We start from the raw sequence: 13267 nt of genomic DNA on the forward strand, positions 1-13267 counted from the left end.
ATTCATCTAATATAACCCCGCCAGCACGACCAGTTCTTCAAGTACATGGTTCTCCCATCATGACCCATTGGGTATCTTCTGGTGGAGATAATGTCCGGTTCCGCTCTGAAACACAACCCGATAAGATTACCAGTGGAGCGAAAAATAAATATTTCCATATCATCTACCAATCCCTCGACAAAGTTTTAATCCATAAACAGATAGTTAACTTAAAACGGTTGAAATGAAAAAAGAGAACTATACTTATGAAAATATAATCGATTTATCTGTCCTTCATCATTTTATAAATTGCTTCAATACGTCAATGTCAGGGAAGGTCTCTGTTTTCGGAACAGTCGTACCGTCAGGATAAATCAACGTCCCGTAAACTCCTTTCTCTTTCTTTTTCGGGCCTATGCTCCGGACTAATTTATCTGAATGTAACAGGGGATAAAATATAATAGAATTGATATTTAACGCAGAGTACCCCTCGTCCATTTCGCCATTGTATATCCATATGTTTTTTTCATAACCACCAATAAAACCCTCAGTTAAATATGGAAAATAATCTTTCGAGATTAAACCATCGCTGTTGATTCTTTGATCACCACCACCTTGATTCGCCGCAAGGTAATCAAATTCCAGCCTGATGCTACTTTCTACCGACTCTACATCCTGACCAAACTGTAGAGTATTTTTGTATTGCAACCGTATATTAGCCACAGACAGATGCCATTGACAACGCCCCCCGCCATGCCGGGCAAGTTTCACATCATAGAGGTTCTTTGTACTATCTTTTTGGGATAACGGAAATTCCATTGAGTTATACCCGGGAACTTCATAAGCTTCCCCGGACGAATTATGCCGGGTGTGCTTACATATTTCTGAACGATAAATCACCTTCAATGGAAGCACAACCAGTTCTGCAGGTATTTTTACGCCCACCGTGACCCATTGGGTATCTTCTGGTGGAGATAATGTCCGGTTCCGCTCTGAAACACAACCCGATAAGATTACCAGTGGAGCGAAAAATAAATATTTCCATATCATCTACCAATCCCTCGACAAAGTTTTAATCCATAAACAGATAGTTAACTTAAAACGGTTGAAATGAAAAAAGAGAACTATACTTATGAAAATATAATCGATTTATCTGTCCTTCATCATTTTATAAATTGCTTCAATACGTCAATGTCAGGGAAGGTCTCTGTTTTCGGAACAGTCGTACCGTCAGGATAAATCAACGTCCCGTAAACTCCTTTCTCTTTCTTTTTCGGGCCTATGCTCCGGACTAATTTATCTGAATGTAACAGGGGATAAAATATAATAGAATTGATATTTAATGCGGAGTACCGCTCGTTCATTTCGCCATCATATATCCATATGTTTTTTTCATAACCACCAATAAAACCCTCACTTAAATATGGAAAATAATCTTTTGAAATTAAACCATCGCTGTTGATTCTTTGATGACCACCACCTTGATTCACCGCAAGGTAATCAAATGCCAGCCTGATGCGTTTTAACACCGACTCCGTACCCTGGCCAAACTGTACGGTATTTTTGTATTGCAACCGTATATCAGCCACAGACAGGTGCCATTGACAACGCCCCCCGCCTTGCCGGGCAAGTTTCACATCAAAGAAATTCTCTGTACTATCTTTTGGGGATAACGGAAATTCCATTGAGTTATACCCGGGAACTTCATAAGCTTCTCCGGATGAATTATGTCGGGTGCGTTTACATATTTCTGAACGATAAATTACCTTCAATGGGAGCACGAGCAGTTCGGCAGGTATTTTTACGCCCACTGTAACCCATTGGGTATCTTCTGGTGGAGATAATGTCCGGTTCCGCTCTGAAACGCAACCCGATAAGATAATCACCAAGGTTAAAATAAAATATTTCTCAATCATAGTTCAAACTCCTCAAGGTTAAGTGGTTTTATATATTCCAGAGCTTCATTTCCTCCCTTAACCCCACGCGTCATATCCAGCGTCGATGCGACTACATCATGAATTTCAATGAAAGCACTATTTCTTGTAAACTCTTCCACTGGGGAACTATTTTCATACGTTTTCATTTGCTTTAAAAATCTCTCTCTTTTTATTTTCCTCATCATGATCAACGTTGGCTGAGTACATTCTTTAAGTTGGTTATTAAGATAACTCAAATATTGATCTGGCATGGAATGTCTGCCAAGGTTCGTTGCATGATCTAAATCAGGGTTAGTATAGGGAGGAAACCAGTCTTCTTTATCTATCTTTGTTAATAACTGCGTAAATCTTTTTTGTGCTTCATTCGCCTTTTGGCTGGCCTCTAAAATAAGTTCAGGAACCAAATACAATCTGGTCTCAACAGGAAGTCGTTTACGGATCCTGCGGCATGAAGAAGGGTTGTTGGGTACTTTACACTCCTTCCATTCCGTCGTTTGGGTGGTGTTAAAAAATACGGCAATACTTCCATGATGCCAAAAACATTCCCAAAACTTCAACCCTAGCGCTTGAGGCATGAGTTCTATTACCGACCAGAAAAAACCCAGCGTGCCACCTACCGGCCCCCATAAGTCATAAAACCAGTTATCGAGATTCGCATCAGGCGGAACGCTTGGGACGGTGTCAGCATCATTAACATGACGGAAATGGGTGAGATTTTTTAAAAATTTAACGGCAGAAGCGGTCAACGTCCGGGGCATACCATACGTATACAGCAAAGGATTAAGATCTCTTATTTCTGCGCTGTGAATCAGCCCAAGCGAACCTCCCAGACTATGTCCGCAGATAAATAGCTCCAATGTTTTTCCATCATCCGTAATCTGCTTAAATATCTTAGAATAGTTTTTCTTCGCAATCTGGTATGCCTGTAAAAAACCACCGTGAATCTTTCCTTCAGGAACAATATCAAAACACTCTACCGGCATAAAACTTGCGTCTGTCCATAAATCACTGAGCTTACTCATCTCTGTACCACGCCAGGCCACAATCGCCTGCGTTTTCGTCGTAACATAAAATAGCTGAGTTTCCCCTTCCTCTTCATCTGCCGTATCCATAAAAATGGGTTTAGAATGCCGTTCACGAAAAGGAACATCGGTGACAATAGCAGGGAATCGATGTTTGCCATCTTCAAAAACAGGAACAGATGACAGATCCAGACATTGAATACAAAAGAATCCATACACCGAATTACGATCAGTTTCGGAGTCATAACTGTAAGCCAAATCGGCCATAATGCCCAGGTTATAAGCATTGGTCAGAGAGTAACTCGCGGTATGATGCAAAATTAGTGTCCATGCACGGAATGGACAAATTTCGATCATCGTACGTTTATTAAGGTCCGCCACATGAACGGTAACGCCTTTATACGTTTTATCCAAAGGGAAATGAAAATCTGGTAGAACAATTTCATTCCATTTATCTAGTTTTGGTCTGACATTGCAAAGTTGTCCAACCCTGATATATTGGTATCCATAGTTATTCTCAGAGGAGAGTTTTTTTACCTCTGAATTAAAGCCTTCTCTTTCAAATCGTAAGGCTCGGTTCTCCATCTCATCAACCAAAGGCTGAGACTGGACTTTTAATGTCAAAGGTAATGGATGTATATCTTTAATCTTTATTATTCCATTGGCATCACTATAGCCAGTATAGCGTGGAATCAAACCGCACCTTGTAGCATCATTTTCGGCAAACCACTCCATATTGGCTACGGCATCACCTAATTCGTCCACTAACTGGAACTCTACCCAATCAAATGCCTCATGTTCTATAAAAAAATCAGGGTATTTGCACTGAGTAGATGTTGTCACTTCTGTCATAATTAGAATTCCTTTTCGTTTATTTCAGTTAAGAATATCTGCGATGAGATAAACATAATCTGTCGAATACACAGCCAGATGACAGGGATGAATTAAAATTCCTGTCATTTATAATTTCATTGTGTAAATAACGAATATGACATCCTAGTCATAACTCTTGAGGCGGAGATATTTTTCGTATAATTCTTTCGCTCGCTGACTATCTTTTTCAACAAAAAAGCCATTATTGTACATATCACTCAAATATTTTGCTGCATTCGCGCAGCCCTTTTCCAGGGCACTTTGGAGATAAGGATAGGCTGATTTATAATCTCGATCGAGATAATAAAAATCACCGACATAGCATTGTGCAGACCCTTCTCCTTGATCTGCTGCCTTTTTCAGCCATACTTTAGCTTCCGGTTTATTTACTGGAACGCCTTGTCCATATAAATACATTGTGCCAACCATTCCCTGACAAGCCAGAATAGTCTGTTCTGTTTTTCTTTCTGTACCAGATTGGATATCATGCAAGGCACACTTTTTAAACCAGGGAAGAGCATTTTTATAATCTTGTTTCTCAAAATAAAGCCTGCCTACTGTACCTTCAGCAAGAGGATCACCATCACTTGCCGCAAGTTTATACCACTTTAAAGACTCATTATAATTTGCCCGAACACCATAACCATATTGATACATAAAGCCAAGATTACCCTGAGCCTTATGATCACCTGACTCAGACATTGCCTCTAGCATTCTTACATCATAACTCTTACACGATACAATAAAAAAAATAGAAAGAAGTGCAACAAAAGATCTATTAACATTATTATAGTTCATACTCTCACCTCATAAACCACATTTTATGAATTACCTTTTTTTACTTGTTCTAATTTTAGTTTTGTTGGGGTTGCGGTATATATTGGCAGTGTTTTGCCGTATTGATCTGACACACCTTCATAAATATCTCCTTCACCTGTGGTAATCCGATATTGAGAAAAAGGAATTGGCTTACCTGTTTCTTTATTTTTAACAGTAAAACCTTCACAAAAACCGCGGGGTAATTCCTCCACAGGAGTATTCAGACTCGTGGCTCCCAGTTTCTGCACATTTACCGACTTCAGCAGGATATTCTTCGGGCATCCCAGTTCGATATTCCCCCCTTTCAGCCGGATATACGCCCCGCCACAGCTCAGTAACAGCTCCTCGCTGGCGTTCACGGTGATTTTTCCCTCTGTACTGCTCACCGTGATATCTTTCTTCGCCGTCACACCCATTTCATCGTCCTGGGCCTGAATATCCACTTTTCCCTTTGCCGCATACAGCTGCATTCCCTGTTCCTGTGCGTACAGACTCACCGTATCGCTCGCCGCCACCGTAAATGACCTGCCGGTACTGATGTCCGTATTGTGCCCCGACATGATCCCCACGCTGTCCGTTCCCGAGGACACCCGTACGGCCTTCGCACTCATCATCCCTACGCCCACTGGCGCATGCAGAATAAGACCCGGCTGAGCCAGTTCCTCCAGCGCATCATTCAGCGCCTGCTGGCTCGCTGTGTCTCCCGCCGTTGCCTTTGCCGTCTCCGCTGACCGCTGCAGGCTCCTTGCCAGTGACAACGCCTGTTCAAGCTGACGTATCACACCGTCCATCTCCAGCATCCGGTCCACGGCTTCCGCCTGCATCTCTGCGGTTATCAGAACCCCTTTCCCGCCGCGTACCGCCACCCAGTCATCCGTGCGCAACTCGGCCCCCTCGCCCCGCAGCGCACGCTGTGCATCCACGTTATGCCCCAGGTTCAGCTGCGTCTTGCCGCCGTACTCGGTGCTGAGCTTGACGTGCTCCTCGCCCCGTTTGTCTTCCATGCGCAGCTTATTATTCGCGGGTGTGCGAATGACGTTGCGGGTGTGGTTTGCCTGTGTCACGTGGTCCGGATGCCGGGAGTCGTGCAGCGCATGCGCGATATAGGGCCGGTCCGGGTCCCCTTCATGGAACGCCACCGCCACTTCTGTGCCCTGTATCAGCGGGAAGTGAATCCCGTAAGTGTCGCCGCCGTAGGGTTTGGCCAGACGAACTGGCATGCTCTCGTAACCCTGCTGTTTATCATCGCGATCCGCATCAAACTTAACCCAATAAAGCCCGCTCTGATTTAAATGAGCATATTGATCATTCTTTTTCGGGCTTGAAACACGTGCCATTAGCGTGCCGCTAATCACTGGCCGAGGTTTTAGCGGTGGTCTCCAGCAGCGGGTTTCACTGTAAACGGTCGCCATCAACACCACCTGAAGCGCTTCCTTTCGGCTTGCGCTGAATGAAACCGCCGTAACCAGCAAGTTGTTACGCACACTGGCAGGAAGCGTTGGGACAGATGTGGATTCCGTAATATTCAGGACCTGAGCCGGGCTGAGGCTAACATCGGTCGATAATCCCGTGATTGTCGCTTGTGAGGAGAGGTAACGTTCATGTTCCAGACGCGCCCAAAAATTCCCTGTCTCAGGCGATGGCGAAACCTTATCACCCGTTTCAAGATGACGTGGACGATAGTGGTAAACATCCCCGTAAGTCACCCCGTCACCTTCACCGTAAGTCATATCAGTTTGTGCAGAAAATAATATTTTCTGAGCCTGGCGATGGTTATAGTCCCCGGCAGTAACCGATGCCTGCACCGTAGACTGTTGGAACTGAATATCCCAGACTGAGTCGATGCCATTGTCATTCATTCCGGAAGGGCTATTCAGCGGTAATGTTTTGCCAAACTCCCATGCGCTTTGTTTGTCAGCAAAGTAGATGACCTCAGTGCCAGCATCAGGTTGAAGCCTGAAGAAGAAGAAAATTCCAACTTCAGAAAGCAGACGTTCAATAAAAACCAGATCGCTCTCTTGATACTGATTAATTTGTTCTCTTTTGGGATATTCCATTACCAAATCAAAATTATACTCCCAGTCTTTTAAACCATGTTCTTGTAAAATTTTAGTAACAACTTCAGGAACTGACATATTAATAAAGAAGCGGTGTGTGCGAAATTGGTTTTTCAACAACGCGACAAAAGGTTCAATGATTATCTGATAGATTGCCTGGTCTTTTGAACCACTGATACGATGGAAAGATGTCACAATACCATGTACCATTTTGCGGGCAGTTAACTCACTTAACTTCCCCATTCCCATGGTCAATGCCGTTGATTTTCCAAGTATCGATTCGGCCGCAATGTCTTTATCCTGGCTGGAAAAATGTACTACATATCGATACAGCGAACTCATTTCCTCTGTACCATTAAAGTTAATAACATCCAGCACTGACTTGCATGAAGGGATATACAATTGATAACGATTCAACGTATTTTCAGATATAAATGACATCCCACCGCCAAGTGATTCATCCATTCCCATATATTTAACCCCTGTAATTTTATAAAGAGTCACTTCCAGAACGAAAACTTACCCTCAACGCATTATCTTTATTAAACTGACTAAATCTTTTTTCTTGTTAGTGACAATGGAAAAAGTAAATCGACGGTTGTCATTTGATATCCAAAGCTCTTCTCTTCCATTATCAATATAATCATAGTGATGAAAGCCAAGACCTGTCAGATAATCACGAATAATGCCCGCATCACCACCGTAAAAAATAATAAGATTTGTTTCCCGTGTACTTCCATCAGGAGAAATATATTCAAAGTAATAATTATTTGATATCCTTGGAGCCTGCTTGATGTCCACATCAGTATAGAAATAGTAATCAAAAAAATCGCTTTCCCGATATTCTAATTTATCTGGCCAAGGTATTAACAGCGGTGACAAGGAAATAAAAACAATCGTCACCAGTATTATTTTACAGTAGTTCATTACCATTCACCTTGACAAGAATGAATAATAACCGCCATCCCCGGTGATAATTTCTACCCGACCCGAAGTGAAATCACTCCACGGTTGCACCCATGTCATAAATGAAGGCAGGCTTCCTTTATAGGGTTTATGGACAGCACAGTTATCCAGGGGATCTGGAAACAGTAATGGTAAAAATCCTTTATTCTTATATTTACCTATCGGCCCATAAAAATCCCATCTACTCAGTGCCCGCTCTTTACTGACTAAGCTCAGTCTTGACTGGTAGTTTGAGGGAAGGATTGCCCGGTAGAAGCCTAAAAGATCGGATGTAAGATCCTCACCGCTAAATCCACTGTCGGTATACCAACTAAAACACCAATTAGATTGCAAACTTTCAAACAAGCGCGCCGTCATCATCATCATAGCTAACGCAACGCTGCTTTTCTCACATGCAGATAAACCTTGTTTGATACGCCACTTAACAAATTTTCCTGTACCAAACTGGCGATGATATACAAACATCTTTTGGCTATAGGTGACTTCATAATAACCATCACGACTTGATTCACCTCGTTTTATATCTAACAGTAGGTTTTTAATATCGCTTCCCTGCGCATGGCCTATATCTATCCATCCCAATATTTCGCTATAAACGAGCCCCGTTTTACGATCCGATGTCCACTCGTAAGGTTCAATAATATCGTTACGTTTACTCATCATTAAATTCCAGCATAATTCCCTCTTCATCACGCCAACTTAAAGTAAGTTGCTGAGGTTTTTGCTGCCGGGAAAGATACTTTAACAACTGCTGGCTAAGCACAGGCAAGATTTGTTGGTTGAGCAGACTATCAATATTCCTCGCCCCCGTATCCGGTAGCAGACAAGCGGCTGTCAGGGCATCAAAAAGGTTCTCGGATATCGTCGTGGTGATACCGTAGTGGCGCTGCAATCGCTGGCTAACCTGATCCAGCTTCATTTGTACAATCGTACGTAACGCTGGTTCACCGAGCGGGTGGTAGATAATCGTCTGGAAGCGAGCCAGTAGTGCTGGCTGAAAATGGTCGCGCAAAAGTGGGCGCAGCAGTTCGTGCAACTCAGACTCTGTGGTTTCCGGCTGTTCTTCCAGCAGTTGCATCACTGCGTCGCCGCCAAGATTGGAGGTCATCAGAATAACGGTATTGCGAAAATCAATTTCACGACCTTCGCCGTCACGCATGAAGCCACGGTCAAATACCTGGTAAAACAGGTTCATGACATCACGATGCGCTTTTTCTACTTCATCCAGCAGCACCACGCTATAGGGACGTTTTCGCACGGCTTCGGTCAGGATCCCTCCCTGACCATAACCCACATATCCCGGAGGCGAGCCCTTGAGCTGACTCACGGTGTGCGGCTCCTGATATTCAGACAGATTAATAGTGATCAGCGATTTTTCACCGCCAAACAGAATGTCGGCCAGGGCCAGTGCCGTCTCCGTTTTGCCGGTTCCACTTGGTCCGGTAAGCAGAAACACACCCTGCGGGCCGTTTTCCGGCGTAAGACCCGTTTTTGATGCGCGCAGTCGTTGCGCGATGGCATTAAGCGCATAATCCTGTCCGACAACGCGTTTTCCCATCTGAGTTTCAAGCGTCAGCAAGTCTGCCTGGGAGTCCTTCATTAGTGAAGACAACGGTATACCGGTCCAGTCGGCGATCACCGTTGCGACAGTGCGCGCGTCTACCTCCGGAAACAGTAAAGGATGCCCCTGCTGAAGCACACTAAGCTGCTGCTGCAATTCAACCGTTTCCGCCTGACGGGAAATATCACGGCGGCTGGCCAGCAGTTGCTCGGTGAGCGATAATTCCTGGCCATACTGGGTTTCGCGTTCATCCAGCTCGACAAGCAGACGATTTTCCTGCTGTTCAATGCTCGCCAGCCTTTCACCATGCTGACCATTTCCTAGCGCGAGATCGGCAAGCAACGCCTGCTTTTCAATTTCAAGCGCGGTGATCTCCGACCTCAAACGCGTCAGTGGTTCCGGAACGGTATCAAGGCTCATCCGCACTCTTGCACCTGCGGTGTCCAGCAGGTCGACGGCTTTGTCCGGCAACTGCCGCCCGGTAAGGTAGCGGCGGGAGAGCGTAACAGCGGTTTTAACCGCGTCGTCAGTGATGTGAACGCCATGGTGTTCCGCATAGTGTGATTTCAGACCGCGCAGCATCAAACAAGCAGTGTCATCATCCGGCTCATCCACTTTAACCATCTGAAAACGCCGCTCCAGCGCAGCATCACGCTCAAAATACTGTTTATATTCGCTCCATGTGGTCGCCGCGATGGTTCGTAATTCACCTCTGGCCAGAGCGGGTTTTAGCAGATTGGCTGCGTCAGCGCCCCCCGCCTGATTACCGGCCCCAATGATGGTGTGTGCTTCATCGATAAAGAGCAGAATCGGTATTGGCGATTGTTGAACGGCATCAATGATATTTTTCAACCGCTGCTCAAACTCACCTTTCACCCCTGCGCCAGCTTGTAACAGCCCAAGATCCAGCGTGCGTAACGTCACCGCTTTCAGGCTATCCGGCACGTTACCTTCCGCAATACGCAGCGCCAGCCCCTCCACCAGAGCGGTCTTGCCGACGCCGGGTTCTCCGACCAGAATGGGATTGTTTTTTCGCCGACGGGACAGCACATCCACCATTTGACGAATTTCATTATCGCGACCAAATACCGGGTCGATATCGCCGGCACGCGCTTTCGCAGTGACGTCCTGCGTAAATTTATCGAGCACGCCTTGTAATGCTGGCGACAACGTCGACTGAGCCAGGCCAGGACGCGATTCATCATCAGGAGAAATCTGCGCCAGAGCGGCTTCCTGCTGTCTTTCCGGCCGCTCATCAGACTGGACATTTAATAGCGGCAGGAGGCGTTCCAGTTGAGTATGTCCGGCGCTCAGAAGAGGCCACAGGCCATCACACTTCAGTAGTGAAGGCTTGCCTACCAGTGCCATCAGCAGATGCACACCCCGTATCTGCGAATTTTCATCCGTTGCGGCGCAAAGCCACGCTTGTTGCATTAAAGAAAGAAGCGCATCAGACAACTGTGGACGGCTTTTCACGGAACGAGGCTGAACATCCAGATGCGCCAGCAGCGACTGCCAGAGATTGTCGATATCCCATTCATAGCGACGAGCGATGACGGTAATATCGCCCTCCCCCTGCTCAAGCAACTTCAGTAACCAGTGTTCAGGCGTGATTTCTGCATGCGCGCGCGTCTGGCATAACGATGCTGCCGCTTCAAGCGCCTGAGCACAGTAAGGATTGAGACGACGTAATAACACTGCTGACTGGTGTTCCATTTGGTTCCTGACTCCCTGTATTCAGGCACGCTACCGCCCGTAGCCTTAATCCAATGCCCATAAGGTAATAAGTGACGTTGATACTCTCTGCCTAACCCTCACTCCGGACGCTCAGCAGAGGGCATAAAAAAACGGATGAGGAAATCCTCATCCGTTAGTGCATTACGCGGTGGTACGCTCGTTCCAGGCGTCAGAATGAATAATGTTGCCATCCTTATACGTCCAGACGATCTTCTCGTAGCGCAGTTCAATCTGCTCCAGGTGGTTGTGCTTCTCTTTAGCCGGATCCTTGATGTCGTACATCACTGGGTTTACTTTCACCACTTTCACGTTGTGCAGCGTGGTGTTGAAGTATTCCACTTCCTGACCCGCATCATTAATGCGATACCATTTGAACTCTGCCTGGCGCAGGGTCTGACCGGTCGTTACAGCCTTGTACAGATACGGGCTGGAGGCGTCGATTTCCTTCGTGAAAAGAAATGGGGTATGGATACGCGTCCCGGTCAACTTACCGGTGTTGTTATCGGTAGGGATGTACAGGTTATGTTCCTGAGCCACTACTTCGATACTGCCCACACGGTCTTTCACGTCAACAGAGCCTTTGATATCCGCACCGCCGTCGTCTTTCAGCCAAAGGTAGACTGGAATTGCCATAACTCTTTCTCCATTTTTACTTCGCTAATGCGTCACCGCCTTCCGGTGACGGTTCCTTCATTCCCGGTACCCGACAGGCATCAGCCTGCGGAACCAGACTGATCTCTACACGGCGGTTGGCAGCCCGACCCTCCAGCGTATCGTTGGTTTTGTAGGGATGTGATTCACCGTAACCCTGAACGGCAAAGCAGCTCTCTGCGACGTCACCGGTATCACGCATCCAGTCGCGAACAGATTCCGCACGTTTGAGAGAGAGCTGCTGATTAGATTTATCGTCACCCACATCATCGGTATGCCCGGCAATGACTATCAGCCAACCGGGTCTGGCTTTGATATTGACCAAAGCTCGAATGAGTACTTTTGTTGAACCCGCTTTTAGCGCCCATTTGCCCGTATCAAACAGCGACATGCTGTCGAGACGCACGGTTTGCGGGGAGGTCGCTTTTGGTTTTTCAGGTGGCAACCAGTCGCTGATTGCGGCCTGCAAAGGTGGGATCAATCTCATCCCCTGGTACAATCCCATTGAAAGAGAAAGGGGTTCGCCGCGCCGATACCAGCGATCAAGCCGCTGCGCATCCCGACGAAGTTGATCCTGGGCCTGAATCTTTGGCTCGACAGTATTGCCGCTAAGATGGCGGTATAACGTCAGATGATCGTTTGTGACCCTGATGAGATGCTGGTTATTGATAAAGCTGCATGTCATCGCCAGTCCGACAAAAATGCCGCATAGCAGACCACTTATACCCACCGTTCGTTGCAATGCTGTCAGCGCCCGGCGGCGGGATAAAAAAGGCAATGCTAAATCAGGAAAAGGCAGCAGCTCGGACCCTGCAGAAGCCGCAGGAGAAATCGTTGTCTGATCGGTAATATGCCGTTGCCACAGATTATTTTCACAGACCGCTAATGAGGTGAAACACGTAACCCGTAAAGCAGAGAAAAGTGGCGGAACATGGTGCCCTGCGTCGCCTTGTACCCTCTTCAGCCAACCCAGTAAGGTATCTAACCATACGGCATGTGTAAGATGAGAATGGCGAGCCGAGTGCTCTTGCAATGAGAAAGGAACACAATCATCTAGTCCTGTAGCCGACTGCACTTCAGCATCCTGAGGAGTGCGAATAAACCAACGTACAGTCTCATTGCATTGAGGAGAATTCAGCCAACAACACAGCCAAAATGGCGGTATACCTGATAACCAACGCCGACTCTGGGTCACCACCCGCCGCCAACTGAGTAGCATGTGCTTAAGCGCATCACCATCATTATGCCGTTCCGGGATTAACGCCAGCATCACGGAAACGCGCATAAGAAGCCCCGGGCGCTGCACAGCTATCCGACGAACCAGAGCATTATAATGCTCCGGGGATTGAACAGATAAATACCACCCCTGTGAACTCTCGCAGGAATCGCCACGTCCGGCAAATAAGGGGGCAGTATCGCCACATACCAGCACAACAGGCCCACTGAAACTCTCTGGAGGGAGAGGAATGTCATGAGCAGAATGCGCAGACGTCAACCGACCATACTGGCGCCAGCCATAAATGATTCCAGGAATGGAAAGCAGTAAAATAAAGACGGTAAGACCACTGCGAACACTCGCACTTAACGGACTGAATCCCCAGACCAGCAACAAAGCCAGCACGGTCGCCAGTACATAGTTCACGATCCCTCGCAACTGAGCCATGT

At 46.5% G+C, this 13267-nt stretch carries 10 protein-coding genes; all 10 read right to left on the reverse strand.

The features are described from left to right. Positions 1 to 276 precede the first annotated feature (276 nt). Positions 277 to 1029, reverse strand: a complete 753-nt coding sequence (locus On2M_RS20165) for a hypothetical protein (protein ID WP_210905356.1) — start codon at positions 1027 to 1029, stop codon at positions 277 to 279. A gap of 113 nt (positions 1030 to 1142) precedes the next feature. Continuing rightward, on the reverse strand, positions 1143 to 1895 hold the full coding sequence (locus On2M_RS20170; protein WP_210905357.1) for a hypothetical protein: 753 nt from the start codon (positions 1893 to 1895) through the stop codon (positions 1143 to 1145). Continuing rightward, complete coding sequence (locus On2M_RS20175; RefSeq protein ID WP_210905358.1) at positions 1892 to 3790, reverse strand: lipase family protein; 1899 nt, start codon at positions 3788 to 3790, stop codon at positions 1892 to 1894. Before On2M_RS20175 ends, On2M_RS20170 begins: the two co-directional genes overlap by 4 nt. Before the next feature lie 144 nt (positions 3791 to 3934). Further along, a complete protein-coding gene (locus tag On2M_RS20180) occupies positions 3935 to 4609 on the reverse strand; it encodes a tetratricopeptide repeat protein (RefSeq protein WP_210905359.1) in 675 nt (224 codons plus the stop codon). Between the two features lie 23 nt (positions 4610 to 4632). Next, the gene (gene vgrG / locus On2M_RS20185) at positions 4633 to 7158 is read right to left on the reverse strand and encodes a type VI secretion system tip protein VgrG (protein ID WP_210905360.1); all 2526 of its coding nucleotides are present in this window, start codon (positions 7156 to 7158) and stop codon (positions 4633 to 4635) included. Positions 7159 to 7212: 54 nt separating this feature from the next. Beyond that, a complete protein-coding gene (locus tag On2M_RS20190) occupies positions 7213 to 7614 on the reverse strand; it encodes a hypothetical protein (protein ID WP_210905361.1) in 402 nt (133 codons plus the stop codon). A 6-nt stretch (positions 7615 to 7620) separates the two neighbouring features. After that, a complete protein-coding gene (locus On2M_RS20195; RefSeq protein WP_151217907.1) occupies positions 7621 to 8313 on the reverse strand; it encodes a hypothetical protein in 693 nt (230 codons plus the stop codon). After that, positions 8306 to 10930, reverse strand: a complete 2625-nt coding sequence (gene tssH, locus On2M_RS20200; RefSeq protein ID WP_210905362.1) for a type VI secretion system ATPase TssH — start codon at positions 10928 to 10930, stop codon at positions 8306 to 8308. Before tssH ends, On2M_RS20195 begins: the two co-directional genes overlap by 8 nt. A 162-nt stretch (positions 10931 to 11092) precedes the next feature. Then, the gene (gene tssD / locus On2M_RS20205) at positions 11093 to 11584 is read right to left on the reverse strand and encodes a type VI secretion system tube protein TssD (protein WP_003024437.1); all 492 of its coding nucleotides are present in this window, start codon (positions 11582 to 11584) and stop codon (positions 11093 to 11095) included. 16 nt (positions 11585 to 11600) lie between these two features. Then, positions 11601 to 13265, reverse strand: coding sequence for an OmpA family protein (locus On2M_RS20210; RefSeq protein WP_210905363.1), 1665 nt, complete (start codon positions 13263 to 13265; stop codon positions 11601 to 11603). Positions 13266 to 13267: the final 2 nt, after the last annotated feature.

Origin of the sequence: Citrobacter sp. On2M (assembly GCF_018035235.1) — a bacterium.
Taxonomy (GTDB): Bacteria; Pseudomonadota; Gammaproteobacteria; order Enterobacterales; family Enterobacteriaceae; genus Citrobacter; species Citrobacter meridianamericanus.